Origin of the sequence: Allomuricauda sp. NFXS6, from assembly GCF_040148835.1 — a bacterium.
Lineage (GTDB): Bacteria > Bacteroidota > Bacteroidia > Flavobacteriales > Flavobacteriaceae > Flagellimonas.
On record NZ_JAGEMG010000005.1, the window covers coordinates 46,680 to 67,325 of the forward strand.

The following is a 20,646-nucleotide window of genomic DNA, read 5'->3' on the forward strand; positions in this document are numbered from 1 at the left end:
TATAATTATATGCTATGCTAAAGCCATAGCAACCAATAAGTTAATCTGAATCCTTACAAAAATAGAACTTTTGTAGAAAGAAAAAAACTTTACTTCGCCAAAGCTTGAAAGAATCTGGCATATATTCGGTTTTAATCCAGTAAATGGATGCCATCATCCTGAATATTGATTTTGCGCTGACGGTACAATATGCCCACTCCTTTTTTAAAGGCTTTTTTGCTCAAGTGCAATGTTTTCTTTATTGCTTCCGGCGATGACTTGTCGTGAAGTGCCAAAAAACCACCATTTTCTTCTAGTTTGTCCAAAATCATTTTGGCCGTAGGTTCCAACATTTTGGCTCCAATGGGCTGTAAGGAAATATCTATCTTTTTATCTTCCCTTACATTTTTGATATACCCCTTTAAACGGTCACCAACGGAAACTGGTTTAAAAATATCGCTATCGAAAATAAGTCCCTTGTGGGCATCGTCTACAATGACCTCCCAACCTAAAGGTGTTTTACGGTGCACAAGAAGGTCTACTTGATTGTTTTGCCCATATTCCACGTTTTCGTTGGAAAGGTACTTATCCACCCTGCTCGACCCGGTAAGTCGCATACTTTCCTCATCCATATAACAATGAACAATGTATTTGCTTCCGCCTTCCATCCTTTCGGACTGTTCCCTAAAGGGAACCAGCAAGTGTTTCTCCAAGCCCCAATCCAAAAAAGCGCCGTAGGCACCAACTTCCACCACTTCTAAATAGGCAAAACCATTTCGGATAATTTTAGGGTTCAAGGTTGTGGAAATTGGACGCTCTGCATTGTCCAGATAACAGAACACTTCCATTTCTTGGTCAATCTCAAAATCTTCGGGCACGTATTTGTTGGGCAAAAGAATCTCTGTGCCTTCCTCATCGCCCAAAAAAAGTCCTATGCTGGTGCTTCTGAGCACCTTAAGGGTATTATAATTTCCCAATTCTATCATTTGCCAAAGGTAGCTGTAAATTATGGGTATAAAAAGAGGTCTAAAAAGTATTGAAAAGTGTCATTCTGAACCTGACTGCCGGTAGGCGGGTTCATTTCCAGAATCTCATCGATTTGATAACCAAACCATTATGAGAACCTGAATCAAGTTCAGGTTAACGAAAATCGACATTTTAGACCTCCCCTTATATGGGTCGTATTCTTAATTATAAACCGACTCTTTTCCAAAGTGCTTCGTCAACATATAATAAATGACTGCACGGTGTTTGTTCTTTTCAGACTTTCCGTAGGCATCGATTACGCTATCAATGGACTCCATTAATGCAGGCGTATCGGCCAAACCTAATTTTTTGATCAAAAAATTGTTCTTGACCGTTTCCAATTCTTTTTCGTCAGAACCAGAAACCTTTGAGGCATCCAAATTATAGATGGCCGGGCCCAAACCTATGGCCACTTTGGTCAATAAATCCATATCAGGTGTTTGTCCAAATTTACCTTTGATGTCTTCTGCGTACTTTTCGATTAGTTCGTCTCTTTTGCTCATAATGTGTCAGTGTTCTTGTTTTATTTTATAGCTAAGGTTCTAAGATATGAAATCGAAGTACCCAAGCAAAATTTTATTGTTCAAAACCCTTGGTGTAGCGACCTCCAAGATTTTTGGTTTGTTGGAATCCATGTAAAAATCTTGAAGTGATGCTTCCAGTTCAGCTTCATTTTTGGCGGTGATGTGTTCAAAACCGTACATATCGGACAAATGTTTGGCAGATAGTTCGTGACTGGTCTCAAAAAAGGTCTCAAATTCTTCGGTATCTTCTTTGCCTGGCAAAATCCTAAAGATTCCACCACCAGAATTATTTATGAGCACTATCCTGAAATCTGGACGCATATACTTGTTCCACAAGGCATTGCTATCGTAAAAAAAGCTTAGATCGCCTGTAAGAAGCAGTGTGGGGTCGTCACTAAACACAGAACTCCCCACAGCTGTGGATGTAGTGCCGTCTATACCACTTGTTCCTCGGTTGCAGAACACTTTTAAGGATTTGTCCATAGGAAATAGTTGTGCATATCTAACCGTGGAACTATTGGCCAAATGTACTTGATACCCTTTGGGTATGTTTTTTATGATTTGGTCAAAAGCAGAAAAATCTGAAAATAGAATTTCTTTGAGGTAAGCATCCCGTTTAGCCTCGTAGTTGTCTTTTTTCTTTTCCCAAAATGTTTTAAAGTCGCTTGTTGGTTTAATTTCCTCGGAAACAACCTCCTTAAAAAACTGATTAGGGTTTGTTTTTATATGTTTCGTTAAGCAATAAAAAGTATCGTTGGCTTTTTTGGGGTCGATGTGCCAATGTTCCTTGGGCTTATATTCACGTAAAAAGGCCTTAATTTTTTTGGAAACAATCAAACCACCAAAGGTTACCAAAAGCTCTAGTTGCAATTTTTTGAAAAGTTCATCCCTTTTCTCGGATTTCTCAATAGGGGCAATAATACTGTCAATACTCTCAAAAAATTCAGGGTGATGCAAATTGGAGGTGGTCTCGGTAAACAATACCGTATTTGGATCTTTTGCCAACCGTTCCAAAACTTCCGTTTCCATAGCATTGGGTTGATTCACTCCTACCAAAACCATTTTGCGAGGACTGTTTTGCCAGATTTGACGCAATTTATCCCAATCCTGATCGTCTGATGCTTCTTTCTTCACACTTGCTCCTGCATCTTGAATTTGTAAAGAAGGCTCCTCTACCCTACCGTACAATGGCTCTTCAAAAGGAACATTGATGTGAACCGGGTTTTTTTCATCAAAAGCTACCGAAAGTGCTTTGGCTATTTCACCTTCATTATACTTTTGAATTTCTTCTTGGCTTTCATGCAACAATGACTTGCCATATTTTGCAATGGTGTTGGTTGCATGTGAGACGTCTTGTTTCAAATTAGCGGAGTAACCAATGTGCTTTTCCAGTACATTTTCCTGTCGGATGGTCTGTCCATCACCAATATCAATTCGATAACTGGGCCTGTCGGCAGAAATCACAATCAACGGGATATCACTGTAAAAAGCTTCGGCAACAGCTGGGTAAAAATTCAACATAGCACTGCCCGACGAGCAAAGCACGGCAACAGGTTCTTGTAAATGCTGTGCCATCCCCATGGCAAAAAAGGCGGCGCAACGCTCATCCACGATGCTAAAACAATTAAAAAAAGAGTTTTTGGTGAAACTAATGGTCAACGGAGCATTTCTGGACCCTGGTGAGATAACTATATTTTTAACGCCTCTTGATTTAAAATACAAAACCAAGGTCTGTGCAGCGGGTATATCGGAGTACATCATGGACTACAAAAATACATTATCTGGACGGCAAACGCCACGATGAACTACATCATTTTACAAGATGCCTAGCATAGTTTTACTTTTGTTTTGGGTCTCCAACCATTCACTTTCCGGGTCGGAGGCCTCAGTGATTCCACCTCCCACAAAAATGGAGGCTTTATCTTCCTCCAACTCCATACATCTCAAATTCACGTACAGGGACAACTCTCCTTGGAAACGTAAATTCAGTTCACCCAAAAAGCCCGTGTAGAACTTTCTTTTGTAATTCTCATTCAATTGAATGAACTTTTGGGCTTCACCTGTGGGAATTCCGCACACCGCGGGGGTCGGGTGCAAGGCCCTTATTACTTCGTTAACCTTTAGGTTAGGCAACATAATACCACGTACCTCGGAACGTAAATGCCAAAGCTTCCCCGCCTTTATGGATTCCGCCTCGTCAACTTCCAAACGCTCCATGGTATGGGCCAATTTATCCCCAATGTATTCCGATACCATTTGTTGTTCCTCAATTTCCTTAGCGCCCCATTTAGGATTTTCATTTTCTATATAAGGTAAGGTAGCGGCCAAGGACATGGTCTGTAATTTATTTCCTTTTACCTTCACCAAAGTTTCTGGTGTTGCACCACACCACGTACCAACTTTAGGGTGGTAGAAAAAATATCCAAAGGCATTCGGGTATTTGTCTAAAAGTGTTTCAAATATTTTGATGGGCGATTTTGTGATGGACACTTGGATTTTTCTGGAGAGCACCACTTTTTGAAGCCTTCCCTTTTCAATTTCCTTTATTCCACTTTTCACCAATTCAATGTGGACTTCCTTGCCGGATTCATCCAAGGTAATATCATTTTCAGCTTGGGATTGTTCCAATTGATGTTTTCCTTCCCAAACTTCATCGGGCTGAATCAAAACCACTTTTTCTTCTGAATTAAAAGGGGCAAAAACAAATCCTTTTTCGGTAAAATCCTTGGAGGTATGTAAGGTGTCACTGGACTGAAAAACTCCAACAATAGCAGTTTCACTTGGCTTTCTGTACATCACAAAAGGAGAATCACTTTCCAGACAGGATTCCGCCCTTTCCAAAATTGCTTTAAATCCTTTAGCTTCTGGGTAGCGCAATGGTCGTAAGTTTACAATTGGAAATCAAACGGTCCTCCTCATCGGTGATTCTTATCTCCCACAGCTGTGTGGTTCGGCCTTTATGCAGCATGGATGCCTTGGCGTAGACAAAGCCATCCTTAATGGAGCGAACGTGGTTGGCAGCGATTTCAATGCCGCGAACAAAAAACTTTTGTCCGTCCAAAAAAATATAGGATGCTGCACTACCCACACTTTCGGCCAGTGCCACCGATGCGCCGCCGTGCAAAACACCATCGGGCTGGTGAACTTTTGGGGTGACGGGCATTTTTGCCAAAAGAAAATTTTCACCCACATCAATATAAGTAATGTCCAACGTCTCCATTAATGTGCCCTTGCAAATTTCGTTGCAAACGGACAGAATCTTCTCCTTATGCTCGTTCATCCTTCTATTTTTTGTAAAATTACGCAAAGCTTTGGCAATATCTAAATCAACAATAAAACATGTCCAACACAGAGAAGACAGTTACCTACACAACGGAGAACACCTATCTGACGCAGAATGAATTGACGGGGAAAACCAAGAATGTGTGGCTGGTTTTTCATGGCATTGGCTATTTGAGCCGCTATTTTGTAAAATATTTTAATGGTTTGAATGCCGAGGAAAATTACATTATAGTCCCTCAGGCACCCTCCAAATATTATTTGAAAAACGAATACAAATACGTTGGTGCCAGTTGGCTCACCAAGGAAAATACGGCCACAGAGGTAAAAAATGTACTAAACTATATTGATGCCGTGCTAAAAGCAGAAAAGATTCCAGAAGATATGAACCTTATCCTTTTTGGATTTTCGCAAGGCGTTTCGGTGGCCACACGATGGTGGGCCAGTAAAAAAGCTAATTGTAAACTGGTCGCCCTCTACGCCGGGGGCATTCCCAATGAGCTTACCGCCAATGATTTTGAGTTTGTTGATCATGATTCCACCGAAATCAAATTAATTTATGGTAATGAGGACAAATATTTGACCCCAGACCGATTGAAAGGCGAAAAGATTAAAATTGAAAAGCTATTTCAAGGCAAAGCAGAGACCATCACTTTTAACGGTGGGCACGAAGTGAAGCCAGAAATCATTAAAGATTTAATTTAACTACTAATTTGTGGTTTTTTCCTCTGGAACTTCATCTTCGTAATACTCAATGGTTCTTGTAATGTAAGTGTTACCGGGCGTTACAATCTGTTTTACCCAATTGCTAGGGGTATGGCTATCAAACTGGAAAATAAATTTGTCCGTAGATTCCGTGTTCACTGTTTTTTTAACCATCCTGCTCAACTTACCATCAGTGTAATAATAGAAACGCTTTTTTTGGGATACAAACTCTTTTTCGGCCACATCGTACAAAAAGTCTTCACTGGTCACCAATTTTCCATTGCTATTAAAAACTTCTTCATTAGCGGTATTGGGCTCACCATCAATGTATTCCTTTGTCAAAATCACCTCTTGGGTGCCATTGGGTCCGGCTTTGGCGGATGTTCTAACCGCTTTCTGCAAAATTCCGTTGGTAAACGTGCTTACCGTATGCTCGTTTTTTACCTGGGTATACTCAAAAGTCGTCTCATCCACACCTTCCCCATTGGAAGAAATCATTTTTACCAATTTTCCTTCCTCATCATAATGGTACTGCTGTTGCTCCAAAAACTGTTTGTCATAAGAAATTATTTTCTCAACTACTTTCCGATTCGGAACGGTATCAACTTCATAAAAGTTGGCCATAGAGGTGGACTCATCGAGCACATTATTCTTGTAGCTTTCCATACGTTTCTCCACCAATTCACCATCATTATATTTATAGTATGTGATGTCTTGGTCGGTATCATTGTACTGGGTTACCGTTTTGGTGAGTACACCATCTCTGTCAAACTCAAACAATTCCTTTCCATAGTCAGTAGAAACAAGACAGGATTTTACCTTGCCCCGTAAATCAAAATCTTCCAAGGTAAAGATTTGAACCTCTTGGGACCACATTCCAAAAATCTGGAAGAATGAAAAAAATAGGAAAAGGGTGTAGTGTTTTTTCATGCTGTAAAATTAGTCGTTAAAAACGCAACTGAAAAATCTAAACTACATATATCATGCCCGTAAGGAAAAGAAATTACCTAAAAGTTACGTTGGGGGGCAAAGGGTGAAATATCCATGGATAATTTATCGCCCGAAATAAGTTCTGTGACCAATTTACCAGTTGCCGGTCCCATGCTCCATCCCATCATGGCATGACCTGTTGCTATGGTTAAATTATTAATGTTTTTGGGCTTGCCAATATACGGGAGACCATCGGGCGAAACTGGTCGAAGCCCGCATTTTGCTTCGTTTTTTGCCTTTTCAGGAATCTTGAATCCGTTGTAATATGCTTCAGCAGCTTTGGCAATGGCGGCTACCCTTTCCTTTCGGATAGTGTGGTTGATTCCCGAGAATTCCATGGTTCCGGCAAAACGGGTAAATCCTTCCATAGGCGTGACGGCAATTTTCTTTTCCATTAAAATGGCGGGTATCGTAATGTTTGTAGGTTCTTCCATATCGATTCTGTACCCTTTACCTGCTTGCAATGGTAACTTTAAGTTGAGCTTTTTGGACAGGTTTACAGTCCAAGATCCTGCAGCAAAAACTACTTCATCTGCCATGTAGGACGCTTTTTCCGTTTTTATTTCAATAATATTTCCACCAGAAACAGATAGATCGGTTACTTCTTCATTTTTATGAATGTCCACGCCGACAGTTTCTAGATATTCCACCATCTTTTTCATAATAAGCGGTGGTGTGGTATGCCTATCGCACTCCCAAAGTATGGCTCCTTCCGCATTGAAATCAACATTGGGTTCCATTTTCTTTAGTTCATCTTTGGATAGATGCTTTCCCACCAAACCCATTTTGGCCGCTTTTTCCAGCACTTCCATTTCGTGGTCACGGGCTTTCTCGGTCTGGTACACCATCATCAAACCTTGTTGCCCTATTTGGAAATCCCCCAAGTCGTTCGAAGCTTGTATTCCTTCATACAACTCCCTGCTCAAAAGATTAATATCACGAATAACGGTCATGGACTGGTCTACCTTTGCTTTTGTAGAAGACCTTTTAAAATACCACGCCCATCGTATAAAATCAGGGTCCAACCGAGGTTTCATATAAAATGGACTCGAAGAATTGAACATATATTTTAATCCTTGTGTGATCATTCCCGGAGAAGCCAAGGAGATTATGTGACTTGGGGTGAGGTACCCTGCATTTACAAACGAAGCTCCCGAAGTAATGTCCGATCTGTCCAGTACGGTGACCTCATGTCCTGCCTTTTGTAAAAAATAAGCTGTGGAAAGCCCCACGATGCCGCCCCCGACTACAATCACACTTTTATTCTTGCCCATAGATACAAGTTTGCAGTATTCATAAGAAGCGCCAAGATACATAAAGGACCGGAAAATGTTAATTAGTACGTTAGGATTTCTTTATCAAACTTTTGACTATTTTTGGAGAATTTTGAAAACATCTTAACGAATGAAAAAATTATTCTTATTGGTATTGGGCCTAGCCTTTTCTTGCAATTCTTCACAGCAAACCGTTTCGGAGGCACCACAACCCAAACCAATGGCAAGCCCGTTGCCCTACGCGGAAACGATTACACAAGAAGACTTAAAAGAACATTTATACACCTATGCTTCCGACGAGTTCGAAGGAAGGAAAACCGGTACTCCCGGGCAAAAAAAGGCGGTTGAATATATTAAAGCCCATTACGAATCTTTGGATGTGCCCCCCGCCCAATCCAATGGGGATTATTTCCAAAAGGTCCCTTTGGAAGTGTCCAAAGTACCAGAGGGCAGTTTAACCATAAACGGTACGTCTTTTGAGCTTGGGAAAGACATATTGAGCTTTTCCGAAGCCAAAGGAACTTATAGCAATATTGTTTACGCTGGATACGGTATTGAAGAAGGTGATTATTCCGATTACAGTGGTATTAATGTACAGGGGAAGATTGTGCTAATAAAAGCGGGGGAACCTGTTGACCAAAACGGTGTTTATGCTATTTCAGGAAATATGGAGAAATCGGTTTGGAGCAATGCATCCGAAGCAGTGGGCAAAAAACGGGACATTGCTCATGAAAAGGGAGCAATCGGGGTACTGTACTATGATATGTTGAGTTTCCCTAGGTTTCAAGGATACTTCCAGTTTATGAAAAGTAACAATAGCGGCAGAATGCAGTTGGCATCCGACACTGTTGATAAAGTACTGATTTACTTGAATGATGACGTTGCAAAAACCCTAAAAAGTGATATTGAAGAAGATTATGTGCCGAAAGCCATTAACACAAACATTGCAATGGATATTTCCAGTAGCAATGATGAAATAAACTCCGAAAATGTTGTTGCATTCATTAAAGGAGCAGAAAAACCTAACGAGTATGTGGTGATTTCTTCACATTTGGACCATATTGGAATAACAGGCGACGGACAAATAAACAATGGTGCCGATGACGACGGTTCGGGAACCGTGGCGATGTTAGAGATTGCACAGGCGTTTAAAAAAGCAGCGGATGAAGGCAATGGACCCAAACGTTCCGTGGTTTTCCTGCATGTTACGGGGGAAGAAAAAGGGCTGTTGGGATCAAGATATTATACCGATGTTGACCCGGTTTTTCCTTTGGAAAATACCGTGGCAGATCTTAATATTGATATGATCGGTCGCATTGACCCAAATTATGCCGGAGCTAGAAATTACCTCTACCTTATCGGCTCTGATAAATTGAGTACGGAATTGCACGAGCTATCGGAAGAGGTGAATAAAAAGTACACCAACATTGAGTTTGATTATACCTATAATGATGAGAACGACCCCAACCGTTTTTATTACCGAAGCGATCACTACAATTTTGCAAAGAACAATATTCCGATCATTTTTTATTTTAACGGAACACATGCGGACTACCACAGGCCAGGCGACACCCCCGATAAAATAAATTATGATCTTTTGGAGAACCGTTCCCGTCTGATTTTCTACACAGCTTGGGAAATAGCAAACAGACCCGGTAGGTTAGTAGTTGATAAATCTTCTGATTAGTGTTCCATTGATTTTAAATAAATAATTAAAGTCAATTGTCAGGTTGAGCGCAGTCGAAGCCTTTTGAATTTAAAAAACCTTTTTAAATTCTTGACTGCGCTCGAATTGACAGATGGCTTTTTTCCTCTTCACTTCAAAAACTATAACTGTGGCCAAAGGTAATGGTCAGTTCGTTTCTATTGTCTGTTGGTAGACTTTTGAACAATTGGATGATGTTCAAGTGAAAATTGTGTTTCTCTTTGAACACATAAGAAAGGTTTGCCCTTAAGTTGGTCACACTGGTTTTTCCCATATTTGAATTGCTGACGTTGTAGGATGCACCAAAATTTGTGTTCAGGGTATTCTCCAAAAATTTGTTGTTGACATTCAATGTGGGGCCCCAAGTTGATGAGTTTTCCGCACCTATGGTGTTCGTTGTTCCATTGAGCGCCGTGGTAATGTTAATATTTCGATTGGGCAATCCCAAGGTGTATGAAACATTTCCGTTATGAAATGTTGACGCATTCCCTAATCTGACCACACCATCTTCGGCATTGGATACATCCGCCAAGGCATAGTTTACATTCAGGTTTTGCTGCAGGTTTTCTTTTTTGGAAAGTATGTAGTTGACATTGATATTGGCATTTTGTGACAATTGTTTATAATCCAAAACATCGTATTGGTCATCCAATAAGTTGTCATCGTTAATCACTTCGAACTGGTTTACTTTGGCATTGGTAAAAGTGGTAAAGTTGGAATACGAGCCTGTAATGGTCAATAATTCAGAAGCGTTGTAGGTTGCATTCAAGGAACCTACTGTTCTGTTCATGGAACGTTCCTTTTGATTTTTGAGGTCATCCCGTTGATACCCAATGTTAAATGCCAAGCTTAATTTAGTATCAAACAAAACCGTGCTTGTATTCAAAGTGATGTTTTCAAAATCGTTATTAAAAAAATAAGCGCCAAGGGTTTGATAGCCGGGAGCGATACGTTCGTAGGCGACTCCCACGGTGGATTTATCAAAATTATAATCCAAACCTGCACGGAAAGCATCAAAATATTCGGTCGAGGTTCTATCCCTTAAAAATAACCCTGCCAAATTCGATGGTCTTGAATCCAATACATCGGCTCTTAAATCTTGCGTCATCCCGGAAGTGGCATAAGTTGCATTGGCTTGTAAATTTTCTAATATTTTGTAGGAGCCTTCCAAACTTAATACCAAATTTTCCTTTGGGGCTATTTCCTGCTCATTAGGAACAGGTGCTATGGAATTGATATCGTCTTTGGCATAAAAAGCGATAACTCCTGCCGAATACTTCTCTTGCTCAAAACCAACTTTGAATCCATACCCAATTCGTTGAAAAGCTGGAATGGTCTGTTCCTCGCCATCAAATTCCGTGGCTTTTAACAATCGGCCGGCCATAGCGCTTACTTTCCAAGGTCCGTTTGGGGTCAAGTCCACCCCACCGCCGGTAAACTGATGTCCGTTCAAGGTATAGGGAGAAAAACTCATGGCCACACTTCCCATATGGCCTTGTACCCATTTGTATTTTGGATGCAGGCTCAATCGGTTTAGGTTAAAGGGCAGGTTATAATTTAACTGTTCCCCTTGATTGGAATAACTGTAACTGATAGGCATACTGAACTGGTAGAATGAGATATTAAGGTTGCCCTGTAAAAAATAGGTGAATGGTTGTCTGCCCAATGCTTGGTTGGAGTTATAAAAAATACCATTGGATGAAACTCCTCCTCCAACTTTAAAGGCCTTGCCCTTACCCAAAGTCCCCAAATCAACGGTTTGGGCGGATGAAAAAACAGTAAAAAAGATAAAAGATAGCGTAAGCCAAAATTTGGGCGCTTTTAAAAATGGCATATGTAGGTTAGGATTTGGTCTTGGTTTTGGATTATGTTTTCATAGCTTTCTTTTTGAGGTTGATGTTTATTTTAAAATATGTCTGTTTATCACTCTAAATTAAAAATTTCCTGCTGTCGCCAGCTGGTGCGAGCGTCACGCTCGTATCTCCCATGTACATATTTATTGTTCATAATATATCTATGGCTAAAACAGTTTGGTCTTCTTGATAATTCCTCGCACTACTATATTTCCAATCCATTGGGTCTGTCACAAAACCTGCTTCAACCGGATTGTTGTGGATATAATCAATCTTTTGCTGTATGACCGCATCGCTCCATAATTCTATAGGCTTGTTGTGCTGTTGCCAAAATTGACACTGCCTTACATTGCTCTTCCCATTTCCTGCTCGTTGAAACATTTCCAACAGCCATTCCTTTCTGCTCTCCTGTGGGTTTTCCGTAATTGTCCTTATCATTTTCCTCGATGTGAAACCTTTGAAATCCCTTATCAAACCTGATGGGGCACCATTCGTTGACCTGAATATCAAATGCACATGACTTGGCATAAAACAGTAGGCAAATACTTCCATACCCTTTTCTGACCGACAATAATTTATACTCTCTTCCAAAACATTAAAGTACATCTGTCTCGTGAACACATCTATCCAATACACCGTGGCAAAGCTTACAAAGTAAGCTGCCTCAGGGTTGTGAAACTTGTATTTACGGCTCATTTTATTGTTCAATCATTTTTTTGCTCACTCTTATATGGCACGAGCGTGACGCTCGCGCTAGCGGGGGTTTTCCATTATGGCCATTATTGATTTTCGAGACGTGTAACCTTTGAAATCCCTTATCAAACCTGATGGGGCACCATTCGTTGACCTGAATATCAAATGCACATGACTTGGTATAAAACAGTAGGCAAATACTTCCATACCCTTTTCTGACCGACAATAATTTATACTCTCTTCCAATACATTAAAGTACATCTGTCTCGTGAACACCTCTATCCAATACACCGTGGCAAAGCTTACAAAGTAAGCTGCCTCAGGGTTGTAGAATTTGTATTTACGGCTCATATTCATTCAATTACTTTTTGTTCGCTCACTCGCTACGGCACGAGCGGGACGCTCGCGCTAGCGGGGGGGGGGGGCATGATGCTCGCGCTAGCGGGGGTTATGCTGCGCTTAGTTTTTATAAGTTTAATTCATTTAAGTACCTGTTTGTATCTGTAATTACTTCTAAGACTGGCAAAGCTTACAAAGTAAGCTGTCTCTGGATTATGGAACTTGTATTTACGGCTCATTCTAGTATTCTTTGCTTTTTTATGCTCATATGCTCAAGCCCATGTACTGTTTTCAGCACGAGTGCGACACTTCGCCAAGCTCAGTGCAGGTGCTCGCGCTAGCGGGGGGATTCTTGTTTTTTGTTTTCAATCACTTTTACTTTTTGTTCATATTTTAATGTTTCAGAATTTTTAATTTGACCATTATTAATACATGAAACATTTATTATTAATAGAATTGATATTATTTTCTTCATTTTTCAAAATCTATTTTGCTTGATTCTAATGATTTTCTTTATCCCTCCAAGTGCTTGCTAGGATATTCAAAAATCACTCAATAAATATACTCATAGGATCATCGCTAGGGATTTCTTTTAAATTCAAGTATCTTCCATAATTCAAGTTAGGGTCATCGTTTAAATCTTGTTGAATAGTTTCCAATAGATTTATTTTTCCATTATCATCTCTTTCATACTTCTCAATAATGCAGAAATTATCAAATGTTACTTTTTTACCATTATGTATTTCTCGCGTATCATAGATATACCGATTAAAATGGTTCTTATCTAAAAAACCAAAATGGTTTGGTCGAATACCATCATACGTTATCATTTGTTTGGATAAAATAATATGGTCTACAAGTTTTCCCTCGTAATCCAAAATGAATAGATAATACATATCTAAATCCCCATCGTTAACACCGTTAGACTTAGCCACAAAGAGGGATACCAAATTTTCAGACAAAAATGCCTTAATCCATGAGTAGGGTAATATTTCCTTTGTCTCACCATAAGTTCGAATATCCTCGTCGTGATTATAATACTCTACTCGATCATAAAGACTATCCTTTTGAAAATCCAGATAACTCTTACTTTCGTTTTCATTGAATTTGTATCCAATTGCGTCAACGGCTGGTAAATTCAAATCTGTAAACCTGTAGTCTTTTAATTGCTCCAGATTATTTAGTATTTTTTTGAATCTTTGATCATTAACTTTATTTAAAAACTTTTTTTCTTCTACTTGAGCTGAACAACAATAGTTGATTAACGTTAGAATCAATAAAATTGAGTGTTTAAAAAGACTTGTTTTATTTATAGCTCTTTCCATCATTTTTTCTTATTTCTGTTATTATATAATAGTATTCAGAGTTTGATTTGTATTCTGTGGTTCCCTTTAAAATTTTCAAGCTTTCGTCTAGATATAGTTTATTATTTGTACTTGTTCCTTTTCCCAAAATAGATGTTCCTACCTCATAAAATCTAAAATAGTTTTGCTGTTTTTGCTCATCATATCCCATTCCAACCACTACAACATAATGGTTAGTTATTTGTGGCGTGTTCCCTGAACATTTTTCTACCCATTCAATTATCAATCCTTTATCATTTTTAATAGCTTTAGGATGATGTACTCCTATCAATATTGGCAACTTATGTTCTTTTAAGGAGGTTTTTAAAATATTAATTCCTTCCTCAAATTCTTCTTTGCTTTTCATTGTAATGTTTCCACAATCCTGTTGAGAGCTTTGAGCAATGACAACCTGCTTAGATCTATCTGTGCCAGTTCCACTTCTTTTTAAAATTTCATTACTAGCGCGATTACAACAGGACCATTTCCAACAAGTTGTTCCCTTATACATATCATCGATTTGACTAACCCATTGCACATCTTCTAAAAATATATTTTCAAACTTTGAATCATCTTTTTCAATTAAATTCTCCTTATAATTCTTATAATCCACCACACTATTAATATAGTGCTGTGTACGGTACTGATCATCACAGACCAACCCAAACTGTTTGTCCACCAAATAAGGGTTTAAATGGAACTCCCATAATTTAATGGTACTGAACACTTTTTTCACCTCTTCTTCTTCGAACATACTGCCAAACTCAGCAAAATGTAATAGATAATAGAGCTTTCCCGCTGTAATCTTTTCTATCGTCTCATCTCCACCATCCAAACGTCGTGGTATTTTCATTTCGCGTGTGGCATCAATTTTTAAAAGATCCATGCGTATATCCCAAATGTGCGCATCATCATCAACACTTCTAAAGGTAGTTTCCTTATTTTCAATTTTTTCATAGGCCTCTTCCATTGCAGCAACCAAACGTTCATTGTACTGCGTGCGCAAGTTTCCCATAAGGCTGTCCATCATAGCTTCGTATTCATCAAATAGATTTCTAGCTTCCTTATCTACCTTTTTATATTCTTCTCTTTTATCTTGTAAATCTTGTTCAGCCTTGACAAGGGCCGTGGAATCAAGAGACAACGTATCTGCTTTTAGGGCATCGCGTTCCTTAGTCAAAGTTTTTACTTCATTTGTCAGCCGCTTCCATTCTTTTGACTTAGCATCAATGACTTTTAATTTTTGGTTGGGTTCAATTAGGCTTTCCTCCTTTAGGGCCATCAACTTTTTAATGTCAAAAGATTCTGATTTGTAGATGGGTATTTCACAATCGATTTGTTTTAGGTCTATCCGTACCTTCACCTCCTTATCCTCTCCATCATTGAGTACTAGATAGTACGTCGCCGTTTTCTTTTTGGTAGTTCGTACTTCTTTCAATAAGGCTTCAACATTGGTGTAAATGGTATCCTTGGGTTTGGGGGATGCTTGACATAGAAGCCCCATACAAAGCATAAAAATTGTGGTTAAGTTTTTCATTTTCAAAAGAGTTTGGTGGATAGGGCTATTTTCTCGGTAATAGTTTCTATAATCAGTTCTTTTATTTCAGTAACTAGGTCTCTTTCCTTTGCCCCTTCTTCCAACCTATTGTAGATGTACACACCCAGTTTTTCGCCTTCATTCTCCAACAAACCCCCAAGCTCTTGGGTGCCTTCGTCCGTTTGTAGGTTCGTGGCAATAAAATTCAGCATGTTCCAACGTTCATACTCAAAATTTCCTGTTTGTTCCAGTTCATTTGTGGTTGAAGCATCAGGCTGTAATACGTTTGACAGTTGGTCTAAGCCAGTACCATCCAATTCCAACGTTTCGCCTGTTTCGGTAATTTGAATGTTCTCTTCTCCATATTGATTCAACCCATTCTTTAAATTATTGTCACTTTCGCGCACAATTTCTTTAAGAGCCTCTTTTATGATGGAAGCATAGGCATCTAGAAAATCATCTTTTTCCTTCTCAGCATCTTTTAAGTCATCTTGGGCTGCTTTAAAATCATCTTTGGCTTGATCGGCCAATTCCTGATTGCCATTTGCTAGTGCCGTATCATATTGTTCTTTGGCAGCATTAATTTTATCTGTGGCCGCCTGTATTTTATCGGCAATGAGTTGTGGAAGCTCTTCTTGAGCCTGTTGAACGAGCATTTCAGTCAAAATTTTAATGTTTTCCCTAGTGGTACTGTCAATTCCGATATTGGATAACATTTCAACCAACTCTTCTAGGGTCATTTTTATATCAGCAATAGCTTGGTCCAAATCCACAATACCCGACCAATTGGGATCATAACTCGTCTCCACCATCCCTTCCACCAATTGGTAATCGGTGTTGATTTTGATATTGTCAAACTCCACCCGTATCCGGCTGAATTTGCCCACGTTGACCTCTCCCCCTGTCACTACATTGGCGACATCAACTATTTCTTTAATACTTTCCAAAAAGGGCAGCGTGATATAGCCCCAACCCGTAAAATGGCCGTTGCTTCCACGGACTTCATTTCTTTTTCTGAAAGTCCGTGGATAATTTTTGTTTCAATATGTCAAAGAACTTAGCTTCTATTTAATAAAACCTTTAGGTCCTTAATAAACTACCATGCATTAAAAGGCACATTTTCACAGTCAGGTTCTTGTTCTTTGAACCTCCTGTAATATATTTCTGCTATTCCTCGCATATCTTTTAGATAAGATTCATCTATTTCTTTGCCATTTTGATAATACTCAGCATCCAGTGCATCCATTTCTTCACTCATAGTTTTGCTTTTGAATAATGTCACCAAGGCCCCCATTTCCAATACTGCCAAATATCCATGACAGACCCCATTGGAGTCACAGATCTGCCCATCTTCTTTTATAATGTAATTGAATATTTCCACAACAGCCTCTTTGGAGCAGATATACATCAATTTAGAGACATCGGTATTCCAATTTTTAGGGGTATAAGCATATTTTTTTACTGCATTAGTATGATAGGGTTCTTCACCATAACGGGCCAATGCTAGTTCAACTTCATCCATTACATGGTCACCTTCAGCCATTTTTTTCAAATAGGGTAAAAAACGAGGGTCCTTTAAATAACCTGCAATTAATATCACTGGCTTTGGAACGTAACTGCTTAAAAACAAATCTTGTCTCCACTCTTCTTTTCTGGCCACAATCATGCTGTCCCATACCTGCTGTAAAGGTAAGGTGTCTCGCTTGGCTATTGTTTTGGCTTGCTGGTAATATCCATTTCTAGGGTTTAATGTGTCCAAAGTAGACTCTATACTTGCATTTAACCTATTTTCTATTTCTTCTTCCGTCCATTTCCCTTCAAAAAGTTCTACCATTCGTTGTTTTGCCTTTTCAGTGAAATAATCGTAAAAGAAAAATTTCTGAGTCTTAGGATTAGATTCCAAAGCCATATCCTTCCTTATAAATATGATATCAAAATCTAGGTATTTAATACTGTCCAGATTTATTTCTACGGCCTTTTGCACTACTTCCAAAGGCACTATACGTTTAGGGTCTTTGATATTTTTCATCATCTTTCGTATGGTGTCGTTCTGGGCTTTGCAGGTTAACCCCATACATAAAATCAATGTCACTGTCATTAAGTTTTTCATTGTTATATATTTTGGGTTTATTGACTGATTTTCATTTGGTATTGAAAGAACATATTTCTGTTATCCGTACCATTGGTATAATCCATAAAATTGTTAGATGCTGAGTATTTTGGCATTTTTCTTTTGCCCGATGAACCATCAAACACATGGGGAAGCCCAAGATCATGGCCTTGCTCATGGGCTACTGTTTGCATATTTGCAGTAGAATATAAAATTGTGGAATGGTAGCTGAAAATATTACTACCATTGACCTTAGAAATCACTGTTCCAGAGTTTGTTCCATTAAACTCACTGGACAAAAACATGATGGTGAACTTATCCCTTCTTGTTTTTATATCTAAATTTTTATAATAGGCGTACGCAAGAAACATTTGTAGATTATCTGTCCTTATTCTATTACGTTCATTGATAATTTGTTGTATGGTTGGATTTGTAATATTGAAAGAAGGACGTTGCAATGAGTACTTGGCCAAAGTATCCAATGCTATTGAAACAGAGCTTTCATGAGACCATTCTTTGAACAATTGATTGTGGGAACTATTGTTGAGCTTGTTCAATATATCACTTTCTTTCAATATACTTTGCAAACCGTTCTCATCCTCAATGTATACAAACCGTATTTCTTTTGGTGAAGGGGATTTACAGACAATCTCTATCTTTCCGACCAGTTCATTGCTTTGATCTAATACTTCAATGTAGTGCTTTATATTTTCATCAATATGTTTTTTTATTACTTGAATATCAATAGTTGTGTTATTTGAAGAAATATCCAAGGTTGGATAGGTTCCCACGATAATATTTTTATTGGTAGGCTTTAGAGTTACTTTAAAATCAGAATCACTGTTATTCAAATGGGAAAGTTTGACTTTTAGCTGTATTGTTTGGTTCAATTTTGTTCCCAGCACTGGCACAAAATATTTTTCCTTTTTGTCCAAACTATAATCTTGGTGAAAAAGGTCGTCCGATATTTCCTCATAATCCCCAGAGTTTTCCAATACTAGTTTGGATGTGTTGTTTCCGGTTTCTGTATCGTCAAACAAAAAACTTCCATCAAAATTATTTCTATTGCTTACGGTTAAATCAAATCTAGTGATTGGCTTCTCGTATACCTCCAATTTTACTTTAAAACTTTTGCTGCCATCCTCTCCATCCTCAATATTCAGATTTTCATTTACCAATTGCTTCAAATCAATAGAAATAGTATCTCCCTCTCCAACAACTTCATCGCCCATTTTCCAAATTGGGCTTGCAAATCCCAAACTATCAATTGAGGTTTTTAAATACAGGGTCGCTGGTTTCCTTTGGCGTACAAAGTATAACTTATCGTTATATTTAAATTGTTGCGTTCTTCCATCGACCATTACATAATATGGGGTGTCCTTTGCTTCTTCGACTACATCACTGTTTTTCACAGCGGCAACCTTCCCTTCATCATTCACCACAATTGTAGTGCCATTGGCATCGGGCACAACGGTATTGTTTCCAGCACCAAGGTTTTGCTCTTCGCCATTCTTCCCGGCAACAATGGTTTCTCCCTCTTCGTTGACCGTAATATCAGCTATTTCAAAATTTACATTTTCCTCCTCATAATTTCCATTTGTAATCCCTAAGGCGGCCAATGCCTCTTCCAGCGTTTCATAAATTTCATTTACAAAATCGCCAACATCGGCAATAGCTTGGTCCACATCCACAATCCCCGACCAATTGGGATCATAACTCGTCTCCACCATACCCTCCACCAATTGGTAATCGGTGTTGATCTTGATGTTGTCAAACTCCACCCGTATCCGACTGAATTTGCCGATGTTCACTTCTCCCTCAGTGGCAATGTTGGCCACATCAATGACTTCTTTGAATTGTTCCAAGAAAGGCAAGGTGATATAGCCCCAACCTGAAAAATAGCCTTTGCTTCCCGATGCTTCCCTGACCACTATCGGAAAATCCCCTGCCGTAAAAACTTCATAAGGCTCCAGCTGCTGCAAGGGGTCTTGGTTCGTAATTTCTACCTCGGGCGGTATGCCGCAGTTGTAGTAGGCCATTTCGTCCTCGGTGGGCGTGGTAAACTCGTGGATGGGCGAAAATGCCAACCCAACACCACTTTCTTCTCCCCCTCCAGGGGAGACCGAGAGGGGGTTGCAGTCCCCACCCACACGGAACTCGTATACGGTGCCCGCCTCCAAATTGCGGATGGTGGCCACGTTGGTTTGCGACCAGAGTCCGAACCAATCGTCCTCCCCATACCCCTTTTTGCGGTACTGTACCCGATAGCGTAAATGTTCCCCCATTTGCCAATTGATTTTTACGGTCTGTGAGTTCTCGGCCTCGGAAAGCACAAAACTAGGCGGTTTGCAATCGGCCCGGTAGGCAAAATGATAGATCTCGCTCAGTCCGTTGTTTCGGAACAAGCTTGTGGTGTTTATACCGTCGCTTACAAAGGCCCTTACCCGCCAGCCGTAGGTCTTGCCCTCCAACAAGGGTGTTTGGGCCAGGCCGTAATGCAAAGTAGTGGCATAGGTGGTCGTCTGGTACAAGTGCGGACTGGTCAAAAAGGCGGCCTGTGGGTCCATACCCGTATCCCAAAGTTCTTTTAGGGTAAACTCGTACTGCACCGCTGGGGCATTGATGTGCCTTGGGGTCCAATTAAAAATGATGTTCTGCGGCTCCTGTGCCGTGACCAGATCGCTACGGAAGGGAACATTGAGCAGGGGCGGGTCGTTGAGCACCAAATAGATGTTGGCACAGCTACGGTTGGATATGCGCTGTCCCGAAAACTGGTCGTACACCTCAAAACAGAACTGGTACTGCCCTTCGGGTAATTGTTCGCTGTATTGTTTGGGCGTTATCCCCACCAGGTTGTTCAGGTTAAAATAAGCTTGCAGGTCCAGGTTGGTCAGGCGTTGGTTGATTCCCCCATCCAAGACAATGGGCAGTGCACCGTTCACAAAATCCGCGGATTGAAAGTTGATGCCGGGGCCTTCCACGAACAGTTTCAATCGCACTTGCCTGCCGGATTCCTGGGCATCCGTGAGCAAAAGATTCAAAAACAGTTTTTCCTGGGTCGTTGTGGTGTAATCGGACAATTTGAAACTGTACGGCGGTACCATTTGCGGTGTGGCCTGAACAGGGTAGATTTGGGCGGTTGCCAATACAGTGGACAATAAACAATATACAATGAACAGTCTGTTAAAAAGTGATAGGTGCTTGGTCGGGCACCATAAGAGATTCTTCACGATGTTCAGAATGACATTCATCAGGCTTTGATAATTTTTCATTTTGATTATTGTAAATT

17 protein-coding genes and 1 pseudogene are annotated in these 20,646 nt (G+C 39.8%); 2 read left to right on the forward strand and 16 right to left on the reverse strand.

Annotation, left to right across the window (positions count from 1 at the left end; translation table 11 throughout):
* Positions 1–131 precede the first annotated feature (131 nt).
* The 5 genes from J4E06_RS08880 to J4E06_RS08900 all read right to left on the reverse strand — a co-directional run bounded on the left by J4E06_RS08880 (position 132) and on the right by J4E06_RS08900 (position 4,809).
* Positions 132–965: a CvfB family protein gene (locus J4E06_RS08880; RefSeq protein ID WP_349523683.1), complete on the reverse strand. Its 834-nt coding sequence runs from the start codon at positions 963–965 to the stop codon at positions 132–134.
* 201 nt (positions 966–1,166) lie between these two features.
* Positions 1,167–1,508: a DUF2853 family protein gene (locus J4E06_RS08885; RefSeq protein WP_349523684.1), complete on the reverse strand. Its 342-nt coding sequence runs from the start codon at positions 1,506–1,508 to the stop codon at positions 1,167–1,169.
* Between the two features lie 39 nt (positions 1,509–1,547).
* Positions 1,548–3,290, reverse strand: a complete 1,743-nt coding sequence (gene menD, locus J4E06_RS08890; protein ID WP_349523685.1) for a 2-succinyl-5-enolpyruvyl-6-hydroxy-3-cyclohexene-1-carboxylic-acid synthase — start codon at positions 3,288–3,290, stop codon at positions 1,548–1,550.
* A 54-nt stretch (positions 3,291–3,344) separates the two neighbouring features.
* The gene (locus tag J4E06_RS08895; RefSeq protein ID WP_349523686.1) at positions 3,345–4,406 is read right to left on the reverse strand and encodes a chorismate-binding protein; all 1,062 of its coding nucleotides are present in this window, start codon (positions 4,404–4,406) and stop codon (positions 3,345–3,347) included.
* Complete coding sequence (locus tag J4E06_RS08900) at positions 4,387–4,809, reverse strand: PaaI family thioesterase (protein WP_349523687.1); 423 nt, start codon at positions 4,807–4,809, stop codon at positions 4,387–4,389. Before J4E06_RS08900 ends, J4E06_RS08895 begins: the two co-directional genes overlap by 20 nt.
* A 59-nt stretch (positions 4,810–4,868) precedes the next feature.
* Between J4E06_RS08900 and J4E06_RS08905 the strand changes: the two genes are divergently transcribed.
* Complete coding sequence (locus J4E06_RS08905) at positions 4,869–5,513, forward strand: alpha/beta hydrolase (RefSeq protein WP_349523688.1); 645 nt, start codon at positions 4,869–4,871, stop codon at positions 5,511–5,513.
* A 3-nt stretch (positions 5,514–5,516) separates the two neighbouring features.
* On the opposite strand, the gene J4E06_RS08910 is transcribed toward J4E06_RS08905, so the two are convergent.
* Together J4E06_RS08910 and J4E06_RS08915 are read right to left on the reverse strand one after the other, a co-directional pair.
* Complete coding sequence (locus tag J4E06_RS08910; RefSeq protein ID WP_349523689.1) at positions 5,517–6,443, reverse strand: hypothetical protein; 927 nt, start codon at positions 6,441–6,443, stop codon at positions 5,517–5,519.
* 77 nt (positions 6,444–6,520) lie between these two features.
* Entirely contained in the window at positions 6,521–7,777 is a 1,257-nt protein-coding gene (locus tag J4E06_RS08915) for an NAD(P)/FAD-dependent oxidoreductase (protein WP_349523690.1), read from the reverse strand.
* Between the two features lie 130 nt (positions 7,778–7,907).
* Between J4E06_RS08915 and J4E06_RS08920 the strand changes: the two genes are divergently transcribed.
* Positions 7,908–9,464: a M28 family peptidase gene (locus tag J4E06_RS08920; protein ID WP_349523691.1), complete on the forward strand. Its 1,557-nt coding sequence runs from the start codon at positions 7,908–7,910 to the stop codon at positions 9,462–9,464.
* Positions 9,465–9,597: 133 nt separating this feature from the next.
* On the opposite strand, the gene J4E06_RS08925 is transcribed toward J4E06_RS08920, so the two are convergent.
* The 9 genes and pseudogenes from J4E06_RS08925 to J4E06_RS08965 all read right to left on the reverse strand — a co-directional run bounded on the left by J4E06_RS08925 (position 9,598) and on the right by J4E06_RS08965 (position 20,629).
* The gene (locus J4E06_RS08925; protein WP_349523692.1) at positions 9,598–11,316 is read right to left on the reverse strand and encodes a hypothetical protein; all 1,719 of its coding nucleotides are present in this window, start codon (positions 11,314–11,316) and stop codon (positions 9,598–9,600) included.
* 169 nt (positions 11,317–11,485) lie between these two features.
* Positions 11,486–12,031 carry an REP-associated tyrosine transposase gene (locus tag J4E06_RS08930; RefSeq protein WP_349523693.1) on the reverse strand — a complete coding sequence of 182 codons (546 nt, stop codon included), beginning with the start codon at positions 12,029–12,031 and terminating at the stop codon, positions 11,486–11,488.
* Positions 12,032–12,091: 60 nt separating this feature from the next.
* A pseudogene (locus J4E06_RS08935) lies at positions 12,092–12,379 on the reverse strand (transposase); the annotation flags it as partial.
* Between the two features lie 325 nt (positions 12,380–12,704).
* The gene (locus J4E06_RS08940) at positions 12,705–12,842 is read right to left on the reverse strand and encodes a hypothetical protein (RefSeq protein ID WP_349523694.1); all 138 of its coding nucleotides are present in this window, start codon (positions 12,840–12,842) and stop codon (positions 12,705–12,707) included.
* A 73-nt stretch (positions 12,843–12,915) separates the two neighbouring features.
* Positions 12,916–13,695, reverse strand: coding sequence for a hypothetical protein (locus J4E06_RS08945; protein WP_349523695.1), 780 nt, complete (start codon positions 13,693–13,695; stop codon positions 12,916–12,918).
* Positions 13,673–15,148, reverse strand: coding sequence for a hypothetical protein (locus tag J4E06_RS08950; protein WP_349523696.1), 1,476 nt, complete (start codon positions 15,146–15,148; stop codon positions 13,673–13,675). The genes J4E06_RS08945 and J4E06_RS08950 overlap by 23 nt, the downstream gene beginning before the upstream one ends.
* A gap of 101 nt (positions 15,149–15,249) precedes the next feature.
* Complete coding sequence (locus J4E06_RS08955) at positions 15,250–16,194, reverse strand: hypothetical protein (RefSeq protein WP_349523697.1); 945 nt, start codon at positions 16,192–16,194, stop codon at positions 15,250–15,252.
* A gap of 149 nt (positions 16,195–16,343) precedes the next feature.
* Positions 16,344–17,357, reverse strand: coding sequence for a hypothetical protein (locus J4E06_RS08960; protein ID WP_349523698.1), 1,014 nt, complete (start codon positions 17,355–17,357; stop codon positions 16,344–16,346).
* Positions 17,358–17,374: 17 nt separating this feature from the next.
* Positions 17,375–20,629: a fibronectin type III domain-containing protein gene (locus J4E06_RS08965; RefSeq protein WP_349523699.1), complete on the reverse strand. Its 3,255-nt coding sequence runs from the start codon at positions 20,627–20,629 to the stop codon at positions 17,375–17,377.
* Positions 20,630–20,646: the final 17 nt, after the last annotated feature.

Coding starts and splice junctions, on each gene's coding strand:
- J4E06_RS08880 (WP_349523683.1), bottom strand. CDS start 965: ATGATAGAATTGGGAAATTATAATACCCTTAAGGTGCTCAGAAGCACC.
- J4E06_RS08885 (WP_349523684.1), bottom strand. CDS start 1,508: ATGAGCAAAAGAGACGAACTAATCGAAAAGTACGCAGAAGACATCAAA.
- menD (WP_349523685.1), bottom strand. CDS start 3,290: ATGATGTACTCCGATATACCCGCTGCACAGACCTTGGTTTTGTATTTT.
- J4E06_RS08900 (WP_349523687.1), bottom strand. CDS start 4,809: ATGAACGAGCATAAGGAGAAGATTCTGTCCGTTTGCAACGAAATTTGC.
- J4E06_RS08905 (WP_349523688.1), top strand. CDS start 4,869: ATGTCCAACACAGAGAAGACAGTTACCTACACAACGGAGAACACCTAT.
- J4E06_RS08910 (WP_349523689.1), bottom strand. CDS start 6,443: ATGAAAAAACACTACACCCTTTTCCTATTTTTTTCATTCTTCCAGATT.
- J4E06_RS08915 (WP_349523690.1), bottom strand. CDS start 7,777: ATGGGCAAGAATAAAAGTGTGATTGTAGTCGGGGGCGGCATCGTGGGG.
- J4E06_RS08920 (WP_349523691.1), top strand. CDS start 7,908: ATGAAAAAATTATTCTTATTGGTATTGGGCCTAGCCTTTTCTTGCAAT.
- J4E06_RS08925 (WP_349523692.1), bottom strand. CDS start 11,316: ATGCCATTTTTAAAAGCGCCCAAATTTTGGCTTACGCTATCTTTTATC.
- J4E06_RS08930 (WP_349523693.1), bottom strand. CDS start 12,031: ATGAGCCGTAAATACAAGTTTCACAACCCTGAGGCAGCTTACTTTGTA.
- J4E06_RS08940 (WP_349523694.1), bottom strand. CDS start 12,842: ATGAAGAAAATAATATCAATTCTATTAATAATAAATGTTTCATGTATT.
- J4E06_RS08945 (WP_349523695.1), bottom strand. CDS start 13,695: ATGATGGAAAGAGCTATAAATAAAACAAGTCTTTTTAAACACTCAATT.
- J4E06_RS08960 (WP_349523698.1), bottom strand. CDS start 17,357: ATGAAAAACTTAATGACAGTGACATTGATTTTATGTATGGGGTTAACC.
- J4E06_RS08965 (WP_349523699.1), bottom strand. CDS start 20,629: ATGAAAAATTATCAAAGCCTGATGAATGTCATTCTGAACATCGTGAAG.